Origin of the sequence: Moraxella bovoculi, from assembly GCF_000988745.2 — a bacterium.
In the GTDB taxonomy this organism is placed as follows: Bacteria; Pseudomonadota; Gammaproteobacteria; order Pseudomonadales; family Moraxellaceae; genus Moraxella; species Moraxella bovoculi.
Genome location: NZ_CP011381.2, coordinates 1,062,210 through 1,082,678 on the forward strand (window position 1 = coordinate 1,062,210; position 20,469 = coordinate 1,082,678).

At 45.2% G+C, this 20,469-nt stretch carries 20 protein-coding genes; 10 read left to right on the forward strand and 10 right to left on the reverse strand.

Features of this window, described 5'->3' with window-relative positions:
• Positions 1-177: 177 nt before the first annotated feature.
• The 3 genes from AAX10_RS04750 to xthA form a co-directional block, all read right to left on the reverse strand.
• Positions 178-360, reverse strand: coding sequence for an NF038104 family lipoprotein (locus AAX10_RS04750; RefSeq protein ID WP_046699990.1), 183 nt, complete (start codon positions 358-360; stop codon positions 178-180).
• 151 nt (positions 361-511) lie between these two features.
• Positions 512-1,726, reverse strand: a complete 1,215-nt coding sequence (argJ, locus tag AAX10_RS04755; RefSeq protein WP_046699991.1) for a bifunctional glutamate N-acetyltransferase/amino-acid acetyltransferase ArgJ — start codon at positions 1,724-1,726, stop codon at positions 512-514.
• Positions 1,727-1,915: 189 nt separating this feature from the next.
• Complete coding sequence (gene xthA, locus AAX10_RS04760) at positions 1,916-2,731, reverse strand: exodeoxyribonuclease III (protein ID WP_046699992.1); 816 nt, start codon at positions 2,729-2,731, stop codon at positions 1,916-1,918.
• Positions 2,732-2,849: 118 nt separating this feature from the next.
• Between xthA and AAX10_RS04765 the strand changes: the two genes are divergently transcribed.
• The 3 genes from AAX10_RS04765 to AAX10_RS04775 all read left to right on the forward strand — a co-directional run bounded on the left by AAX10_RS04765 (position 2,850) and on the right by AAX10_RS04775 (position 4,859).
• Positions 2,850-3,293 carry a hotdog domain-containing protein gene (locus AAX10_RS04765; RefSeq protein ID WP_046699993.1) on the forward strand — a complete coding sequence of 148 codons (444 nt, stop codon included), beginning with the start codon at positions 2,850-2,852 and terminating at the stop codon, positions 3,291-3,293.
• A 68-nt stretch (positions 3,294-3,361) separates the two neighbouring features.
• Positions 3,362-3,970 carry an ABC transporter ATP-binding protein gene (locus AAX10_RS04770; protein WP_158580316.1) on the forward strand — a complete coding sequence of 203 codons (609 nt, stop codon included), beginning with the start codon at positions 3,362-3,364 and terminating at the stop codon, positions 3,968-3,970.
• 100 nt (positions 3,971-4,070) lie between these two features.
• Positions 4,071-4,859 (forward strand): ABC transporter permease, encoded by a 789-nt coding sequence (locus AAX10_RS04775; protein WP_046699995.1) that lies wholly within the window; start codon positions 4,071-4,073, stop codon positions 4,857-4,859.
• Positions 4,860-4,885: 26 nt separating this feature from the next.
• On the opposite strand, the gene AAX10_RS04780 is transcribed toward AAX10_RS04775, so the two are convergent.
• From AAX10_RS04780 to AAX10_RS04790, 3 genes are all read right to left on the reverse strand, one after another.
• Positions 4,886-5,752, reverse strand: a complete 867-nt coding sequence (locus AAX10_RS04780) for an SDR family oxidoreductase (protein ID WP_046699996.1) — start codon at positions 5,750-5,752, stop codon at positions 4,886-4,888.
• Positions 5,753-5,870: 118 nt separating this feature from the next.
• Entirely contained in the window at positions 5,871-6,836 is a 966-nt protein-coding gene (gene sohB / locus AAX10_RS04785; RefSeq protein WP_046699997.1) for a protease SohB, read from the reverse strand.
• Between the two features lie 119 nt (positions 6,837-6,955).
• Positions 6,956-8,809, reverse strand: coding sequence for a potassium/proton antiporter (locus AAX10_RS04790; RefSeq protein WP_046699998.1), 1,854 nt, complete (start codon positions 8,807-8,809; stop codon positions 6,956-6,958).
• A 413-nt stretch (positions 8,810-9,222) separates the two neighbouring features.
• On the opposite strand from AAX10_RS04790, the gene aspS reads away from it, so the two are divergent.
• Genes aspS through AAX10_RS04805 form a run of 3 tightly spaced genes read left to right on the forward strand, consistent with a single transcriptional unit; the run spans position 9,223 to position 12,688 of the window.
• Positions 9,223-11,019, forward strand: coding sequence for an aspartate--tRNA ligase (gene aspS / locus AAX10_RS04795; RefSeq protein WP_046698180.1), 1,797 nt, complete (start codon positions 9,223-9,225; stop codon positions 11,017-11,019).
• 14 nt (positions 11,020-11,033) lie between these two features.
• Positions 11,034-11,945 carry a lysophospholipid acyltransferase family protein gene (locus AAX10_RS04800; protein ID WP_046699999.1) on the forward strand — a complete coding sequence of 304 codons (912 nt, stop codon included), beginning with the start codon at positions 11,034-11,036 and terminating at the stop codon, positions 11,943-11,945.
• Positions 11,942-12,688 (forward strand): hypothetical protein, encoded by a 747-nt coding sequence (locus AAX10_RS04805; protein WP_046698182.1) that lies wholly within the window; start codon positions 11,942-11,944, stop codon positions 12,686-12,688. The genes AAX10_RS04800 and AAX10_RS04805 overlap by 4 nt, the downstream gene beginning before the upstream one ends.
• Positions 12,689-12,757: 69 nt before the next feature.
• On the opposite strand, the gene AAX10_RS10165 is transcribed toward AAX10_RS04805, so the two are convergent.
• Positions 12,758-12,925: a hypothetical protein gene (locus AAX10_RS10165; RefSeq protein WP_162888273.1), complete on the reverse strand. Its 168-nt coding sequence runs from the start codon at positions 12,923-12,925 to the stop codon at positions 12,758-12,760.
• A 187-nt stretch (positions 12,926-13,112) separates the two neighbouring features.
• Positions 13,113-14,609, reverse strand: a complete 1,497-nt coding sequence (locus tag AAX10_RS04810) for a DUF3360 family protein (RefSeq protein WP_046700617.1) — start codon at positions 14,607-14,609, stop codon at positions 13,113-13,115.
• Between the two features lie 406 nt (positions 14,610-15,015).
• Between AAX10_RS04810 and AAX10_RS04815 the strand changes: the two genes are divergently transcribed.
• The 4 genes from AAX10_RS04815 (at position 15,016) to AAX10_RS04830 (ending at position 19,749) form a co-directional block, all read left to right on the forward strand.
• Complete coding sequence (locus tag AAX10_RS04815) at positions 15,016-15,216, forward strand: DNA gyrase inhibitor YacG (RefSeq protein ID WP_036362720.1); 201 nt, start codon at positions 15,016-15,018, stop codon at positions 15,214-15,216.
• 30 nt (positions 15,217-15,246) lie between these two features.
• The gene (locus AAX10_RS04820) at positions 15,247-16,410 is read left to right on the forward strand and encodes an aspartate aminotransferase family protein (protein ID WP_046700000.1); all 1,164 of its coding nucleotides are present in this window, start codon (positions 15,247-15,249) and stop codon (positions 16,408-16,410) included.
• Between the two features lie 168 nt (positions 16,411-16,578).
• The gene (locus tag AAX10_RS04825) at positions 16,579-18,225 is read left to right on the forward strand and encodes a phospholipase D family protein (protein WP_046700001.1); all 1,647 of its coding nucleotides are present in this window, start codon (positions 16,579-16,581) and stop codon (positions 18,223-18,225) included.
• 147 nt (positions 18,226-18,372) lie between these two features.
• On the forward strand, positions 18,373-19,749 hold the full coding sequence (locus AAX10_RS04830) for an MFS transporter (protein WP_158580318.1): 1,377 nt from the start codon (positions 18,373-18,375) through the stop codon (positions 19,747-19,749).
• Between the two features lie 2 nt (positions 19,750-19,751).
• Here the strand turns inward: AAX10_RS04830 and AAX10_RS04835 are convergent, their stop codons facing one another.
• Positions 19,752-20,045 (reverse strand): DUF1345 domain-containing protein, encoded by a 294-nt coding sequence (locus AAX10_RS04835; RefSeq protein ID WP_046700003.1) that lies wholly within the window; start codon positions 20,043-20,045, stop codon positions 19,752-19,754.
• Complete coding sequence (locus tag AAX10_RS04840; RefSeq protein ID WP_149038855.1) at positions 19,987-20,451, reverse strand: hypothetical protein; 465 nt, start codon at positions 20,449-20,451, stop codon at positions 19,987-19,989. Before AAX10_RS04840 ends, AAX10_RS04835 begins: the two co-directional genes overlap by 59 nt.
• Positions 20,452-20,469: the final 18 nt, after the last annotated feature.

Sequence of the window (20,469 nt, forward strand, 5' to 3'; positions counted from 1 at the left end):
GAAATCGCGTTATGTTGTGAAACAAAAAAAGATTTGGGTTGCATTAATTGGTCATAAACCAATTGAAGTAAGCCAAATCCATGCTAAAAATGTGCTATTCTATATGAAATAAACCAAAAAAAACTTAATTTTAAAACTTTATATCATTTTAAATTAGCAAAAAATTAACAATTAAATTTAATCATCGTCCTTTTTGCTGTCACCTGGCACGACTGCTTTGACGACTTTGGTGGTGCCTTTAACCACACCTTTGGTCGTTTTGTAGGCGACTTTTACGGGTACGGTGACAACTTTATGGACGCAGCCTTGTAGGATAAAGGCAGATAGAGCGATGGTTAGTAGGATAGAAATCTTTCTCATGATACATCTCAAATGATGGAAAATTGGCGGCATTTTAGTGGTTTGTGATGATTTTTACAAACAGTTTTTAAATTAACTTAGTGACTGCATACAGTTTGGGGCAGTTTTCACCACCCCAATGAAACAATCATGACAATAGGAACTAAAAGATTTAGCTGCGATAATCAGCATTGATACTGACATACTCATGCGACAAATCACAAGTATAAACCGTATCGGTAAAATTACCCTGCCCCAAATCAATGCTGACGGTTATCTCAGGACGACTCATGACCACTTGCCCCTGCTCTTCGGTATAACCGTCCGCCAATCCGCCACGCTGACAAATGGCAATCTCTTCTAGCGACACGCTTACACGGCTTTGGTCAAATGGCACGCCCGCGTAACCCACCGCCGCCAAAATCCGCCCCCAGTTCGGGTCGGACGCAAAAAATGCCGTCTTGACAAGGGGTGAGTGAGCCACCGCATAAGCGACTTTGGCACAGTCATTCGTGGTCTTACCGCCTGCTACCTTGACTGTGATAAATTTAGTCGCCCCTTCACCATCTCTTACGATGAGCTGGGCGATTTTTAACATCACATCTTTAATGGCTTGGTAAATGGCTTGATAATGGGCATGGTTTTCGCTGTCTATCAAGTCCCCCACCTTGCCTGTGGCGATGAGTGTACAGCAGTCATTGGTAGATGTATCGCCGTCAATGGTAATGCGGTTGAAGGATTGATTAGTCAAATCCACCAAGATTTTCTGTAACAGCTCTGGGCTGATACGAGCGTCTGTCGCCACAAACCCAAGCATGGTCGCCATGTTCGGACGTATCATCCCCGCCCCTTTGCTGACGCCTGTTACCGTGTAAGTCATGCCGTCTATCGTGGTCTGCACGCTATGTCCTTTGGGGGTGGTGTCGGTCGTCATGATACTGTGGGCAGAGTTTAGCCAGTTATCGGCTGTCAAATCCGCCAACGCCTTATCCAGCCCTGCAATAATCCGCTCGCTCGGCAAAGTCTCGCCTATCACGCCCGTAGAATACGGTAGCACTTCGCACGCATTCACGCCTGTTTTGTTCGCCAACGCCTGACAAGTCGCCAACGCCCTATCTACGCCGTCCTGTCCTGTGCCTGCATTGGCGTTGCCTGTATTGATAAGTAAATAGCGTGGCGTGTGCGTTTGGATATGTTTACGCACCACTTGCACAGGGGCTGCCACAAAGTAGTTTTGCGTGGCAACGACCGCCACGCTCGCCCCGTCCTCTATCTCAAATACCGTCAAATCACGGCGGTTTGCATAGCGGACACCTGCTTCACAAATGCCGATTTTTACACCATCAATGGGCAATAATGGCACAAGACTGACATCACCGACTGGCATGGGCTTCTCCTTAGATTTTTAAAATAAATAACGATGAATTGTACCAAAGGCTTTCGCATTTTGCGAATGGCAAATTTATGTTTTTGGAGCTATCTGATTTGTGGTCTAAATTTCACCTAGGTAAATATAGGAACATAAATAAAAAGCGACATACAGCCGCTTTTTTTGTGTGTTTGTATTGAAACGACTTTATAAACCGAACTTCGCCCAAATTGGCGCATGGTCAGACGGCTTTTCAAGTCCGCGAATGTCATAACTGATGCCAGCATCCACGCAGTCTGTGATAAGCCCGTCAGTGCACAGGATATGATCAATGCGCAGACCACGCTTTGGCATGTCTTCAAAGCCCTTTGAGCGATAATCAAACCAGCTAAATTGATCGGCATTATCTGGATTGAATTTACGATAAGTGTCGTGCAGATTGCGACTCATTAGGTCACTATACCATTCGCGCTCTTCTGGTAGGAATGAGCAGGTACCATTTCTAAGCCAGCGCTTAGCATTCGCATCGCCAATACCCACATCATTATCATGCGGAGAGATGTTCATGTCGCCCATGACGATCAGCTCGCGTCCTTGTCCTTTTAGCTCATCGATATAAGTATTCAAATCCGCATAAAAAGCGCGCTTCATCGGGAATTTCGTCTCGTGGCTGCGATTCTCACCTTGGGGAAAATAGCCATTAATTACATCAATCTCACGCCCACCAATGTCAAAGCGTGCATGAATCAGGCGTCTTTGTGCATCTGGATCGCCAAATGGGAAGCCTTTTTGGACGAAGATCGGCGCATTTTTGGATAATATCGCCACGCCATAATGTGCTTTTTGTCCAAAAAATTCCACATGATAGCCCAAGCTTTGCACATCTGCCAAGGGGAATGCTTCGTTATGCACTTTGGTCTCTTGTAGACCGATGATGTCAGCGCCCAGCATATCACGCACGGCGATCAGCTGATGAGGTCTGGCACGAAGTCCGTTAATATTAAAACTTACAAAAGTGGTCATGTTTGGCTCTTTATTGCTTCTTAAATCATGGCATATTGTAACAAATTTTAGTGAAAAAATTTTAAAAATTTATCAAAGTCAGTGTACAATAATTTCAAATTCTAGCGAGGGAACATGAATGAGCGTACCGATTTTTCATGCCAATTATAAGGTTTATATCAACCACACGGATGCAGGTGGTATTGTCTATCATGCCAATCATTTGACCTTTTTTGAAAATTGTCGCAGGGATTGGCTCACATCACTTGGCTTTGATGGCTATTTTTTTGACACAGAGGGTATGGCAACTGGGATGGATGGGCATGATGGCAAGGTGCATTTTGTGGTGAGTCGTGCTGATTTGACGTATAAATTACCGCTGTTAGTTGATGATGTGCTAGTCGTGACTATCACCGAAGTCATCAAAAAGTCTGCAAGCCTTATTCTAACTCAGCACATCTATCGCAGTGATGATGATTTTAAAAATGGCAAAATCGCAACCATTGGCGTGATTACCCTTGCCTGCGTGATGAACAGTGAGAACGGCATTCGTCCGCATCGCCTGCCTACGGCATTTCGCTGATCACAGTCTGTCTACTTAGTGTTAATCAGCTGTCCTATCATGCCGCTGATTGCACGCTGTTAGATGAGGTGACTTTTGATCTAAATTTTGGTCAAAAAGTTGCCCTAGTCGGTCGCTCTGGCTCTGGTAAATCGGTGTTATTGCAAGCCCTATCCGATTTATTACCTTTGAATAATGCCATTACCAACAGGATTATGTTAAATAAAAATGGGAAATTAACTCCCCTCAGCCAAATCTCCTCGCCCGATTACCGTTCTGCCGTTGCTCTATTTCATCAAACGCCCAGCCTATCGGATGGCACGGTGCTTGATAATCTAACCGCTCCATTTGGTTTTAAATACCACCAAAACAAGACCTTTGATAAAGATTGGCATTTACAAAAACTTACCATACTTGGCAACCATGACAATTTTATCAATCAATCAATCCATGAGCTGTCAGGGGGTGAACGCCAAATCGTGAGCTTTTTGCGGACGTTGCAATTTAATCCAACGATTGCCCTATTTGATGAGACCACGTCCGCCCTTGATGATAAAACGGCAAATTTGCTCATTAGGCTCGTGCTAGATTGGCATGATGACCATAAAGCCTTGATTTGGGTTACGCACACACCAAGCGAACAACAAGCGTTGGGGGCGAATTTATGGCGTATGGAGAATGGGGTGTTGGCGGTGTAAATTGGCAATAACAAGATTATTAAACATAGATTTGGGCGAATGTGATTCGCCCAAATCTACACACCATAAAATATTAATTTAAATCAATAACTTATTCATTATGGCAATCACACCTACCCTGACCGACATCGCCCTAGCCAGCACCCTACTGCTTATCACGATAGGCGTGTCGGCATACCTGCGACTTGGCTTAGTCGGTACGCTCATCATGGCAGGGGTACGGACGGTCGTGCAGTTGTCTATGATTGGGCTGATTTTGGCGTGGGTGTTCGCTCGGGAGAGTGAGTGGCAGGTGCTTGCGATTTTGACCGTGATGACATTCATCGTAAGCCACTCGGCAAAAGGTCAGGTCAAACGCCCCTACAAGGGCTTACTGTCTGATAGTATCACCTCGCTGTCGGTTGCCACAGGTGTGGTTACGCTGATTGCCATGACGCTCATTTTAAAGGTGTCGCCTTGGTACCACCCCCAGTACATCATACCGATTTTGGGGCTGATTTTGGGCAATTCTTTGACCGCCATATCCTTGACCACCAACGAACTTGTGAACGCCATGCACGACAAGCAAGCCCTTATCAAATCTCACCTATCGCTGTCGGCTACCCCCTTTGAAGCGGTGCATGGGCTGGTCAAATCGGCGGTGCTAAATGGCTTGACCCCAACCGTCAATTCCATGCTCGTGGTCGGACTGGTGAGCCTGCCAGGGATGATGACAGGGCAAATACTGGCAGGGGCTGAACCCACGCAGGCGGTACGCTATCAGATTGTTACCATGTTTTTTATCTGTGCAGGCAGTACGCTGTCGTGTACACTGTCGGCGGTGCTGGTGGTTCGGCGGTTTTTTGATGAACGTGGGCGGTTTGTGTTGAATACAAAAACAGCTCCATGATAGAAGCTGTTTTAATTTAAGCAAGATTACAAAAACTTCGTAATCAGTCGCAGTGGCAAATACTTCATGCCTAGCCCAATCGGTAGCCACGGCCACGCAGGGACATAGGCTTCATCGACTTTGGCTTCAATGGCTTTGACGATCACGTCCGCTCCTTCGTCTTCTTCGACTTCAAAAGGCAGGTATTTTGCCCCGATATTTAGGTCGGTACGCACATAACCAGGGTAGATGGTGGACACCGTAATCGGTAGTTTTTCGCTAATGGTGTCGGCTCGTATCCCCTCAGCAAGAGCTGCCAAACCTGCCTTAGCGGCAGCGTAAGTGGTCAAATGACGTGGCAGACCACGCACTGCAGACATGCTAGATATGACCACCAAATGACCGCTGTTTTGACGGCGGAAAATCTGCATGGCGGATTCACATTGAGCAAGGGCGGAGATAAAGTTCGTCTCGGCAGTCGCACGGTTAATGGCAAACCGCCCATGCCCAATGACACGGCTGTCGCCCACGCCTGCGTTTACGATGATTTTATCAAGTACGCCGCCACCCTTTTCGATGTCTTTGACAAATTCTTCAAACACGTTAAAAATATCATCATAGGCTGTTACATCAAGTGTGCGCACATAGACCTTGATGCCAAATTCTTTTTCAAGCTCGGCTTTTAAGGCTTCTAGTCGGTCAAGGCGTCTGGCACAAATCGCCAAATCATAACCCAAAAAGGCAAATTTACGAGCCATCATTGCCCCAAGCCCCGAGCTTGCCCCTGTAATCAGTACGGTTTTGCCTTGACCGATACCACGAATATCATTCAAATCTTTAATTTTATTAAACTTATTAGCAACCACTCGCCCGAATTTATCGGCTTTGGCAAACACTTCTTCTAATTTTTTCATAATAAATCCAAAAAAATAATGAAATAAAAATAGCGAATCAAATAAGCTCGCTATTTTAACGTATTTTTAATAAAATTCCCAATAGTTTAATGTGTACAATCAATCACATACACAGCGCTTATGGACGGTTTAGCTTACTGATTAGCTTGGCTGCTGATGCACCCGCACCATCTATCAAGGCATCAATTGATGAGCTCATTTGTTCGGTCAATCCCAACTTTTCTGCCAATGTAGGCTTACTTCGTAATTGTAATGCATATACATTGTGATTATCCATAAGATTAAGGACATAGGCATCAGAAGTACCCACTTCATCCACAAGGTTCAACGCAAGTGCATCTTCACCGAACCAAAATTCACCTGTAGCGATCTTATCGACATCAAGGCTTGGACGATGTTTTTTGACGAATGCCTTAAATAACTCGTGGATTCGGTTGATTTCCTCTTGATATTTGGCGCGATCTTCGTCAGTGTTCTCGCCGAATACTGTCACGGTACGCTTATACTCGCCTGCTGTGAACATCTCATAGCCGATATTGTGTTTTTTCATCAGTTCGTGAAAATTGGGTAGCTGGCTTACCACACCTACCGAGCCGATGATGCCAAAGTCAGAGACAATGATTTTATCTGCGACACAGGCCATCATGTAGCCACCGCTGGCTGCGATTTTATCCACGCATACTGTCAAGCTTAACCCTGCTGATTTGATGCGATCAAGCTGTGCTGCCGCCAGACCATAAGCATTGACCTGACCGCCGCCACTTTCTAGGCGCAGAACCACTTCATCGCCTGATTTGGCTGTTGTGATGATGGTGCTAATCTCTTCGCGCAGATGCGCAACTGCGCTTGCTTTGATGTCGCCATCAAAATCTATCACGTAAATGGTCTTGGCATCATCTGCGATATCAGATTGATCTGTGCCTTTTTTGCTTGATTTGGCCAATTTGCACAGCTTAGAGAAGCATGACTGCTTGTCTTTTTTGGCTTCTTGGGTTGCCTCGAATTGCTTTTGGCGTTTTTGCTTGACTTTGTTTAGGTGAATGATTTGTAATTCAACGGGTTTTTTTGATGAATGAAATAGCATAAATTTTCCTGTGATTTATAAAAAGCATAATGTGATGAAATGAGTTAAGTTTACATAGGGCTTAATGCGTCATTTTACAGCAACTTATACAAAAAAAAACAAACTAAAGCCCGTGCGGTCTAATCATTGGACAGATTCTTTAGGCCGATGCCGCGCAGTCGTCCTCGACCGTCAATATCACGAACGATCAGCGACCAAGAGCGATTTAAGCGCACCTCATCTCCTTTGACGGGTTCTGTCTTAAAGTGCGCCATCATAAACTCTTCGACAGTTTTGTCGCGTGCTTCGCTTAATTTTTCCATCAGTTCATCATCAATGCCTGACAGACCTACCGCATTGGGCGGTAAGGTGAATATGTCAAGTGCTGTCGCCACGGGTGCCATTTTGCTCAGACGATTCTGACTAAGTGCGCGCGTGGCTAGATTATAAAACGGCAGATCCATGATACGTGCATGCGGTGATAGCAGCCAATCCCCGTAGAATTCGCTGTTCTTTTGGTATAGTGTGGCGGAGTTGTTGAAGACTTTGGCGATGTTCGCAGCCCAGCCGCCTGACAGTGCATACCACACGATGTCACCGACTTTTAGAACGGTGTCTTCATCAACGTTAATCAAATGCTCTCCGCGCACCACTGCAAATACAGCAATCTCATGCGAATTGACCTTACTTGAGATGTCTTGGGGGTGACGCCCGATGGCAAAAGCACCAACTTTAACCTCAAATTCATAGAGTGTGATGTTCGCCTGATCGCCCACCCAGATTTCATGTTCCGCCTTAGGCTCGGCATCTGTCGGCACCCACACCTTAAAGACGCGCGACATGAACGGAATGGTCGCGCCTTGTGCTAGTAGCGACAGGATAACGACGCCAAAGGTAATATTAAACGCCAAACTTGCGCCCTGTACGTTGCTCATCACAGGAATGATGGCAAGTGTAATAGGCACCGCACCGCGCAAGCCAACCCATGAGATGAATGCGATTTCTCTTAATCGAAACCCAAAAGGTAAAAGACTCGTACCCACGGCAACAGGACGCGCAACAAACAACAAAAACAAGAAAATAATCAATGAATAATGCCAAACTTTCAGCATCTCAGATGGTGTGACGAGTAACCCCAATACAACAAACAGTATCGCCTGAGACAGCCAAGCGAAGCTATCCATCACGCGCAGTACATGCTCGGTGGCACGTACTTTGGTATTACCGATGATGATACCGGTCAGATACACCGCCAAAAATCCACTGCCACCCAGCAGGTTTGTAGCACCAAACACCGCAAGGCCAGCTGACAGAATCAAAATGGCATACATACCATCTGCTAGATACACCTTTGGCAGCAGCAGAGAGATTGCCCAGCCAGCCGCCAGACCTACCATCAAGCCTACGCCAATCTGTTGAATGAGCATGGTGATCACACTGCCAATGCTCTGACTTTGCGGATCTAGATTCAGCGCGATCATCACCGTTACTAATAGAATCGCTAGGGGGTCGTTCGCGCCTGACTCTAGCTCTAGCGTCGCCTGTACACGGTCATTTAACTTGACCCCGCCATTACGCAGTAGACTAAATACCGCTGCTGCATCGGTACTACCGACAATCGCCGCCATCAAAAGGCCCAATCGCCAATCAATGTCCAAAAGCCAAGTGGCAAAAAACCCAAGCGCAAGAACAGTCGCCAATACACCCCAAGTCGCCAAAGTGATGGCAGGTCTTAATCCCACACGAAATGAGTTCAATGATGTTCTAAGACCACCGTCAAGCAAGATACAAGCAAGCGCTGCCTGCCCAACAAAGTTCGCCAATGCATATTCTTGGAACTGAATGCCAAGCACGCCCTCTTCGCCTGCAAGCATCCCCACGCCCAAGAAAAAGAGCAATAAAGGAACTCCCAGACGCGCCGAGAGCGTGCTGGTCATGATGCTAATAAAAAGGAGGGCTGCCCCCACCAGATAAATGATATTTAACGCATCCATTGAGCGTGATTTCCCCCTTGTTTTTGGCGATTGGGTTGATGAATTTGCTGTTTTTAAAATAAATTATTAAACAAAAATTAAAACTTCTTAAAAACAGTCAATCGTAACACAATTTTTACCCAAAATTCCATATAAAATTCATTCGTTTAGCGTATTTTTCGATATTTTGATTTTTATATCTTGGGCATTGTTTAGAATATACGGCGTTGCAAGATAATCATAAGCCATAATGAAACACTTGCACAGACGGCAATAAATCGGCATAATGTGGCGTTTTTATTTATTTTTATTGAAAATCTTGGTTTTTAACAAATTTAGATTAACATTTTGGCGTATTTTTGCTAAAATCCTTAAATCTATCTTTGTATTTTATTTTTAGATTTTTATAGTTTCGTTTTTAAGGCAATTATTCTATGATGCGCAGTCATTATTGCGGTCTTGTGACCGAAGAACTCATTGATCAAACCATCACCATCGCAGGCTGGGTACATCGTCGTCGTGACCACGGCGGCGTGATTTTCCTAGACATGCGCGACCGTGAAGGCTTATTGCAAGTCGTGATCGATCCAGATACTCCAGAAGCATTTGCAACTGCTGATGCTGCGCGCTCTGAATACCTACTAAAAATCACAGGCCGTGTTCGCCGTCGCTATGAAGGCACCCAAAATGACAGCATGACCAGCGGTCAAGTTGAGCTATTGGGTAAAGAGATTGAGCTGCTTGCTAAGGCAGACACCCCGCCTTTCCCGCTTAATGATGACAGCGTTAACGTCTCAGAAGAGTTGCGCTTAAAATATCGCTTCTTGGACATTCGTCGCCCTGAGATGCTAGATCGCCTGCGTTTCCGTTCAAAAGTCACCAATCTGATTCGCAACTACCTAGATGAGCATGGTTTCTTGGATGTTGAGACACCTATTCTAACTCGTGCCACGCCAGAAGGTGCGCGTGACTATCTGGTACCTAGCCGTGTATCTAATGGCGAGTTCTATGCCCTGCCACAATCACCGCAGCTATTTAAGCAGCTGTTAATGGTGGGCGGTATTGATCGTTACTATCAAATCGCTAAGTGTTTCCGTGATGAAGACCTTCGCGCTGATCGCCAGCCAGAATTTACCCAAATCGACATCGAGACTTCATTCCTAGATGATAACGACATCATGGACTTGATGGAAGGCATGACCGTTAAGCTGTTTGATGAATTGCTTGGTGTGAAATTTGACAAGTTTGAACGCATGCCTTATTCAGTGGCAATGCGTGACTACGCTTCTGACAAGCCGGACCTTCGTATTCCACTTAAACTGGTGGATGTGGCTGACATCATGCAGAATGTTGAATTTAAGGTGTTCTCAACCCCTGCTCAAGACCCCAAAGGTCGTGTTGCTGCATTACGTGTGCCTAATGGCGCAGGAATCAGTCGTAAGCAGATTGATGAATACACCAAATTCGTTGGCATCTATGGCGCCAAAGGTTTGGCATACATTAAAGTAAACGACGTTAACAACATCAATAACGGCGTTGACAAAGAATCTGGCCTACAATCACCAATCATCAAGAACATGACCGATGAAGTACTTGTAGAGCTTATCAAGCGTACAGGCGCTGAATCTGGCGACATCATCTTCTTTGGCGCTGACAAAGCAAAAGTAGTCAATGATGCGATGGGTGCACTGCGCGTTAAGCTTGGTCATGACCTAAATCTATTAACTTCAGAATGGGCGCCGCTGTGGGTGGTTGACTTCCCAATGTTTGAAGAGACCGATGATGGTAAATGGACTTCTGTTCACCATCCATTCACACTACCAAAATCAAGCGTAGAAGATGTTAAAAACAACCCAGGTGAGGCACTGTCTGTCGCCTATGACATGGTACTAAATGGTACCGAAATCGGCGGTGGCTCGCTACGTATCTACACCCTTGAGATGCAAAAAGCCATCTTCGAAGCGCTTGGTATCGGTGAAGAAGAAGCCGAAGAGAAATTCAGCTTCCTGTTAAATGCCCTAAAATATGGTGCGCCACCTCATGGCGGTTTGGCATTCGGTCTTGATCGTCTGATCATGCTGATGACGGGCTCATCATCAATTCGTGATGTGATCGCCTTCCCAAAAACCAAGACCGCAGAATGCCCGTTAACTCAAGCGCCTGCTGCTGTAGATAGCAAGCAGCTTCGTGAACTTGGCATTCGCATTCGGGAAAAAGAAAAATCGGAATAAGGCATCTTTTTTTGATGTACGGTTTGATTAGATTTGTGCCACTACCGCTCATGCGCGTGGTGGCACAAATTGCCGCTTGGATCGCCAAATTGACGAATGCCAGCATTTATCGCAGTATTGATAGGAATCTGATGTTAGTCAATCCCAATATGATAGATGCAGACAGAGCTCAGTTGGCGACAGAAGCGCTCCATCATCAGATGATTAGTACTGCTGACAGCTTAAAGAGCTGGGCAATGCCTCCTGAATGGTCTATTAAGCAAATCAAAGCCGCACATAACATTGAGATACTAAAAGAAGGATTATCTCATCCTAACGGCATGCTTGCCATCGTACCCCACATTGGTACGTGGGAGATGATGAATGCATGGATTAATCAATTTGGTAAGCCTGTCATCATGTACAAGCCGGCCAAATCTGAAGCCATGGATCGATTCATCCTGCAGGGTCGCCAAAGATTGAATGCTACCTTAGTACCGACCGATGGCACGGGTGTTAAGGCGATATTTAAGACTTTAAAAGAAGGTGGCTTTAGCATTGTCCTGCCTGATCATGTCCCTGATCCTTCTGGCGGAGTTATTGTGCCATTTTTTGGGATACCGACATTAACCAGTACCTTAGCTTCAAAGCTTGCCCAAAAGACGCAATGCGCTCTTGTGGGCCTTAGTTGTATTCGCCGTGATGACAATGATGGCTTTGAGATCTTTTGCTATCGCTTAGATGATCCTGATTTATACAACAAAGACATCGAAGTTGCAACTTTGGCATTAAATAACGCCATGCAGCGTATGATCGAGCCGCATTTTAGTCATTATATGTGGGGCTATCGACGGTTTAAATTCACACCTTTTGGTGAGAATCCCTATCTACTGTCTTTTGATCATCTACATCGCCAAGTAATCACCTATAAGGATGGGCACTCATGAGTGATACCAATTATATCATTTGCATGAAATGGGGCACCAAATACGGCCCAGAGTACGTAAACCGCCTTTATAATATGGTAGCGCGCAATCTCACCCTGCCGTTCACTTTTGTCTGCCTGACGGACGACTCAAGCGGTATCCGTGATGAAGTGGTGTGCTACCCCATCCCTGAGCTAAACCTACCAAGCAACATCCCAGAGCGTGGCTGGAAAAAACTCACCACATTCAAGCCCGATCTGTATGCACTTAAAGGCACGGCATTATTTTTAGATATTGATATCGTCATTGTGGATAATATCGACTGCTTCTTTACGCATCAAGCAGAACATGATGACAGCGTGATGATTATCAGAGACTGGAAAAAGCCTTGGCGTATGGTGGGTAATAGCTCTGTCTATCGATTTAAGGTTGGTTATAATACCTACCCTAATCTTCTAAGTCATTTCGAACAGAATTTTGAAAAAATCCGCAACGAAGTAAGGCATGAACAAGCCTATCTGTCAAATTATCTGCGTGAGCACCATCATCTTGAATACTGGGATCCAACCTGGTGTGTCAGTTATAAATATCACTGCTTACAGAAGATTCCTCTGGCATACTTTAAACCACCTGTGAAGCCAAAAGACGCCAAGATTGTCATATTCCATGGTGAAATTAACCCACCTGATGCGATCAATGGCGGTGGCGGCAAATGGTATCGCCACGTTCTGCCCAGCCAATGGATTAAGGATGCATGGCAATAATTGTAATTAACTTACCCGTCTTGAAAAATAAAAAAAGCACTCAAATGAGTGCTTTTTTTATCGTCATGATTAACGCTTAAACATGTCACCTTGGCGGTTCTTTTTGACGTATTCGATCATGCAGTCGCGAAGTAGCTGGCTTGCGGTACGGTTATTGTCACGCGCTGCCTGCTTAAATTGTTCTACGAGATTTTTATCGACGCGCATGTTGAATGTGGTTTGTTCGTTGTGTGCCATGATGGACCTTATTGGATGAAACAAGAAAATAAAACAGGACGCAATTATAACAAGCTTTGTGTATTTTGCAAGGGTTTTGGGCGTGATTTTGCATAAAATTCGCACATTTTTTGCACATTTTATGTCATTACAAAATCCATGCAATGAAAAAGCCGCTCAATGATGAACGGCTTTTGTTAAGAGTTAATTAAACTCTAAATTGTGGTAAGAACGCATCGATACCAGGGAACATACCCACAGCACCCATCGCCACACACAGAATGATAAACCCAATCAAAGGAATCATCACGCGTCCAGAGAAGCCCAGATCGCGGCTACGCTGCTTGTCACCAATTAGACCTAGGTTGTCTAGCAGCATGGTCAAAGACCAACCAAACACAGGGTTAACCAGCGCTGAGGCGAATACGACAATCGCAGCTGATTGCGTGGTTTTACCTTTACGGGTCATCTCCATGCCAGCTTCTAGTAGTGGCACGAATACCGCAACGATAAGTGCTGTACTAAGCACAGGCTGCCATACCGCCAAGTCCATTGGATAGCCCCAAATCGCCGCTACAATACAGAACACTGCTGTCAAGATCGCACCCGCTGGAATAGGACGCTTAGCGATGGCTGCAGGAACAATATAAGTACCCCATGACGAACAGAAGTTCGCACCACCCAGTACTGAGCCTGTAATCTGACGAGCAGAACAGCCGACCATGGTGTCATCGATGTTCATGTAAGTACGCTCAGAGCGTGGTGGATAGCTGATTTTTTGGAATACTTGATGACCCAAGAAGTCAGGCGACCACATAGCAACTGCCAGCACCGCGAATGGGAAAGCAACGATAAATGCTTTTAAATCAGGTAGACCCAGTGTCCAACCAGTATCTTCACCCCACCAATACATTGGGCTTAGCGGCGGCAAACCAGGATCAGTTTTAAATTCAAATGGCGCACCTAAGAAGAATGCCAAAGCGCCTGCCAGTGCACAGCCAATCGGTACGGCAAGCCAACGTTTTTGGAAATGCTCAAGTAAGGCATACATCACAATGGTTGCAATGATGATGATAAAGGCAATGTGCGGTAGTCCAATCTTGTCCGCCCAAGCAATCATGTTCTTGACTTGTCCAATTGTGCCGACAAAACCCAAATAAAGCAATAAGCCCCCTGCCACGCCGTTACTTGTCAGGCGTGCCATGAGACTGCCGCCTTTAAATAAGGCGAGAATTATCCCAAACGCACCCATCAATAGACCAAAAGCAAGCGGGTGACCACCAGCGGCGACAACGATAGGAATCAAAGGAATCAAAGGACCGTGCGTACCGGGTAGGTTTGCAGTCGGCAAGAGAAAGCCTGATAGGATAAGCACAAAGAATGCTGCGATCAGCATTTCGTAACGTACGTTTTCAAGAACGAAGGCCTCAGATAGACCCAAAGGTGCCGCGAAAGCTGCAGCCATCGCACCAACCATCACGATTTTACCGATGGTGGCCGCCATTGCTGGGATGGCGTCTTCTAGCTCAAAGCGATAATCACGCAAAGGTAAATTTACACGCCAACGTTTTGGTTGCATGATCTGTAGCTCATGCTGCAAATATTCGTCACGTGTGGCAAATTCTGAACTAGGTTTGTGAAGTTCGATGTAGCTTTTGCCGCCCAAATCACTAAGAACGCCGTTACCAGCTACTGAATCATCAATTTTATCAGTCACAATACATACTCCTTACCATTGTGATGATTTGAAACACCCAAAAACCCTGTCCTTCCCATCACCTTGATGCTGGAAAAACACTTTTTGGATGCCGATTATCTTTTTAAAACGAGCATCGATAAGCAGCTGTATGATGAATTTCTAAAAATAACCAAACCTTGGATGACGTCATAATCAAACAAATTGCCATTGAAATTTGTTCATTTTTTGAAATATCTCTAAACACTATTTAAACCGTAAATACAGTGCCATCCATGTCCGCGGATGATTATAGCTTGTCTGATTCGTTATGTCATGCGTTATTTTTAAAATTTCTAAAAATTTAGCCACATATCCGTGATAAATTGCCGCTTTATGATACAATAATTTTCAAATTTTAATATCAAGACCGATCATGAATCACACACAAATGCACCCTTGCCCAACTTGCAAAACCCCAACAAAATGGCAAGACAATCCTACTAAGCCTTTTTGCTCCAAGCGTTGCCAGCTTATAGACTTGGGCGAATGGGCATCTGAGAATTATAAAATCGCAAGTAGCGATACGCCATTTAGCGATGAATTCAACGATCCACAAAGCTCAACCATTGATTAAAATTGTTAGTAAATGTAAATAGGAATTATCATGAGTTACTTAATGCCGACATACGCTCGCCAGTCTGTTAATTTCGTGCGTGGCGAGAACTCTTATTTGTTCGATGATCAGGGCGTGGCGTATTTGGATGCATTGACAGGTATTGCGGTATGTGGACTTGGTCATTGCCATCCCGCCATTAGCCAAGCGATTAAAGAACAGGCGGATACACTGATTCACACCAGTAATTTATTTGGCATTCCTTGGCAGGAAAAAGCAGGCGAAATCCTATGCCAAAAAGCAGGTATGGATGAGGTATTTTTTGGTAATTCGGGTGCCGAGGCCAATGAATGTGCGTTAAAGCTTGCCAGACTCTATGCGCACAACAAAGGCAAACAACGCCCGAAAGTAATCGTGATGGAGCATGCCTTTCATGGTCGCACCCTTCTAACTGTTACCGCTACCGCTAATCCGAAGGCTCGAGAGGGTTTTTATACATTGAATGATGACTTTATTCGTGTGCCATTTGGTGATAGCGATGCTGTGCGCGCATTAAGCGGTGATCAGGACATTTGTGCTGTCTTTGTTGAGCCAATTCAAGGCGAAGGCGGATTGCATACACCGCCTGAGGGTTATTTACAAGCGCTGTCAAAAATCTGCGATGAGAATGATTGGCTATTCATGCTTGATGAAGTGCAGACAGGAAATGGTCGCACAGGCAAACACTTTGCCTATCAGCACAGCAGCGTCAAGCCCGATGTGCTTACCACCGCCAAAGGTCTGGGTAATGGTTTTCCTGTAGGGGCGTGCATGGTGTCAGGTCGTGCTAAGGGATTGTTTGCGGCTGGCTCGCATGGCTCAACCTATGGTGGCACGCCACTGGGCTCTCGCATCGTTTGTGCTGTGTATGAAGCATTAACTGAAGAAGTTCTGGGTAACGCCGCAAATCAAGGTCAAGCCATCAAGGATGCCGTCATTGCTAAATATGGCGATAAAGGCGTTACCACGCGTGGGCTTGGTATGATGATTGGCATTGTCATGCCAGATGGTGTGGATTGCGGTCGTCTGGTGGATGTCGCCCGTGATCGCCATCAACTGATCATCAATGTCACCGGCGGTAATGTCATTCGCCTATTGCCGGCGCTAAACATCAGCGTGGACGACACAAATGCTCTTATCGAGAAGCTAACCGCCCTGCTTTATGAAGTTTTGTAAGTCATGATAGCAATGAAAAACGCCTAATTTAGGGTGTTTTTTATTGCTTGGGATTCTCGCCATTATATTTATACATTCACAATTTTACTATAATCAAGGGCTTTATATTTATCAAATATTTGCTATTATAGGGCGATTTTTTGTCTTTTGGTGATGGTGAGATCTGTCATGATTAACGCGCTTCATGCGTCTTATACTCGTTTGATTGCGATTGGGCTGTTTGCAGCATTGCTTAGTGCGTGCCAATCTTTGCCGAACGTGGCACACCTTGATAAAAGCCTTGCCATCACTCAAAAATCACAACTCGCCCATGCACAACAGATTCAGACCCAAAGAGTGCCTGTCGCAGTATCTGAGTCAGATTTGCGGCTTGGTGATGTCATTGATGAACAACGCCAAGATAACCCCCATCTATCAGGATATTATCCCATCGCCACTGGTGCTAATGCCTTTGCATCGCGCAGCATCCTATCAGACATGGCAACCAAGACCATCGATATCCAATATTACATCTGGCACAATGATGAAGCTGGACAGATGATGGTTAAAGACCTATGGGAAGCTGCAGAGCGTGGCGTGATGGTGCGCCTTTTGCTCGATGACTTTAACAGCTCGCCTAAGCTTGATGAGCTGTTGCTTGCCTTTGCTAAGCACCCCAACGTTGCGGTGCGCCTTGCCAACCCTATGGTGTATCGCAAGTTTCGCACGGTGAATTACCTAATCAGCCCTACTCGCATCAATCGCCGCATGCACAATAAGAGCATGACCTTTGATAATCAGCTTAGTATCATTGGCGGGCGTAACATTGGCGACGAATACCTAAATAACGCCAAAAATAATAACTTTACTGACATGGATGTTCTACTGATCGGACCTGTGGTGGATGAAATAACCACAAGCTTTGAGGAGTATTGGGCGGCATCATCAAGCTATGACATCGAAACCATCGTCAAACCATCAGGCAAGACCATCACGGATGTGATAGATGCCGCCATCTTACAGAATAATTATACCGCCATGGGTCAGCAAGCTCATGCCCTAAGAACGTATCGCCGTGCTGTGGAGACATCTACGATCAGCGAAGATCTGTTGAATAAGCGTGTGCCATTTCGCTGGGCGAAGATTGAATTCTTGGCAGATGATGCTAGTAAACTTACCAAGACCGCTGATCTGGATACGCATTTGGTGGGTTTATTACAAGAAAGATTGGGCCGACCTAATCAGCGGCTCAGCATCATCTCATCCTACTTTGTACCGACTAGAAATGGTGTTCGTACATTAAAACGCCTTGCCAAAAGCGGCGTAAAAATCAGCATATTAACCAATTCATTCGACGCAACCGACGTCGGCGCTGTGCACGCAGGCTATGGGCATTGGCGTCATGACCTGCTAAGCGCTGGTGTTGACCTGTACGAACTTAAATCCACCGCTGTCAATGACAAACAGGACGACAATAAATTTTGGCGCACCAAACAAATCACCACCACAAGCCTTCACGCCAAAGCGTTCGCTGTGGATCATGAGCAAGTTTTTATTGGCTCTTATAACATCGATCCACGTTCTGCCAACTTTAATACCGAGCTTGGCGTGATGATCTACGATGAGCGTCTGGCAGAGCAGTTGCACAATGCCCTGCGCAATCAACGCCTACTCAATCAAGCCTACAAGGTCGTCTTGACCAAACAAAACACCTTAGAATGGCACACGTTAGAGGATGGGGAATACGTCATCCATAAGAGTGAACCGAACATGAACCTAAAAGATCGGGCTGGTGTTGCCATCATGGGAACGATGCCGATTGATTGGTTGTTATAAAAGATTGGCAATACTATTTTGAGTCCAGTGGCATCATTTGGTGTAATTAATTGAAATTTTGGTATTATTTTTGTGAAAATTAAGATACAATTTGTATAGATGTTCGCCCAACTGTTCGCTGGGCGCATCCCAAAGATGGTCTTAATTATGCACACTCATACAACTGAACTTCTCACCTTAAAACATTATCACATCATCGGCGTTGCAAGCTTATGCGCAGGCATTGCTTTTTTTGATTTTGCCTTATTTATTTACTTGTCCGATTTATTATCCAAAGTGTTTTTTGATAAGATTTCTGAACTCTGGGTGAGTCAATTGCATCTTTTCACACTGTTCGGTGCAGGTTACCTTGCCAGACCCATTGGTGGGTTCATGCTTGGCAGATTGGGGGACACCCAAGGCAGGCGCATCGTACTAATTGCAGGACTATTGGGTGCGACCATCTCTACATTTACCATTGCGCTGCTACCCACTTATTCGTATCTTGGGATATTTGCATCGCTTGCGCTTATTACCGCCAGATTCTTTCAAGGGTTTGCGATTGGTAGTATTGTTCCTGCATCATGGGTTTTTACCACAGAACACCTACCTAGCAAGAACCTAGGGCTTGGGTGCGGCATCATTTGCGCAACCTGTATGCTGTTCTTATTAGCACTGATGGGATTGGTGAATTTTGTGGAAAACACCTTAAGCTCCGATCAGATGATGAGCTATGGTTGGCGCATTTTGTTCCTGATTGGCGGTATTATTAGCCTATCAGCGGCCTTATTAGTGCGACAGTTTGATGAGACGCCCATATTCAAGTCACTATCAACGCCTAACAAAGAGCTTGATTCGTGCATCGATGGCATCAGCCTTGAGAATGAACCCATCACGAATAATCAAGCCAGCTCTACAGCCCTTCACAAGCCCACTAAGCTTGAGACCATCAAATCCTTATTCAAATATAACAGCTTTGGGTTTGGTGCTGCGATTTTGGTCTCATGGATCATCGCTAGCTTATCTATCTTCATCCCGATGCTACTTACCCCACTTATTGTCAGTAATTTTCGTATTTCTATGGATGACATTTATTTTGGCAGTGTCATCGGATTGATCTTTATGATGTTCGGCGCGGTGTTCTTTGGGTTCTTGGTGGATAGAATAAACGCTGGGCGCGTACTTGTATTTGGCGGTATGTTTCTTATCAGCCAAGCACTGCTCTTCTTTTATCATCTGCGTGCTGGTGGTGAGTTAATATTGGCATGCTTCGCCTTACTTGGCTTTGCCAGCGGTCTGATTGGCGCTCTTCCTTCGGTGCTGACCAGATTGTTCCCAACCAAGATCCGCCTAACTGGCATTGGCCTGTCTTATAATCTGGTGTATTCCGTGGTGGGTGGTGTTTTGCCATTTGCGCTGGGTTATGCCAGTTTTTATTTTTCGTTCGCCCCTGCCGTATATCTTACGTTGATTGGACTTTTGGCGATATTTATTAGCTTCTTTGTGTATTACATTCCACGCTCGAACAGGGATCTGAGTCGTTAGCGTTAATTAGAAATGATACTGCCTGTCAGCTCCATCACCAACGCCAACACAGCGGTATTAAAAAAGAGTGACAATACACCATGAAACATCCCAATGCGGCGTAGCTTACGGCTGGTAAAACAAATATCAGACGCCTGCCCGCTGGCACCGATTCCCAATGAAAAATACATAAGATCCCAATAATCAGGGATATTCTCATACGGAAAATCTAGCGGATAATGCTCGTTATTATTCGCATCATAATAGCCATGCGCATAATAAAGCGCAAATAACGTATGAATGAATAGCCAAGCCATCGCCAGTGTGCCAAACGTCACCGCCAAATGAAACATCGAAAGCCACCCTGTCATCTACGCGGATATTCTCATCTCGTGCACGATGGCTATTAGACTCAACACCGAAGTTAAGCAGATAAGCACCAACATGATGGATTTTTTCTAATATTCTGCGTGTGCTCGCTTTTTTGATTTTTTCAAGATCGATGATCGCAAACATCCCAAAGGTCAGCAGTAGATAAGTCAATAAAAACGCATCCCAAGTCAAAAGATAAATCGTCTCCCACTGAATAGATGGAATGAAGCGACGCAAAAATCTTACATCGGAGATCAGCACATAGACCAATGCTGCTGTCATGATTGATATGATCAGATGGGTGCTATTTCTTAACAGCTGCTTTAACTTATCAAATGCACTGTCTTTCATTTGCTTTTTAAACATTGG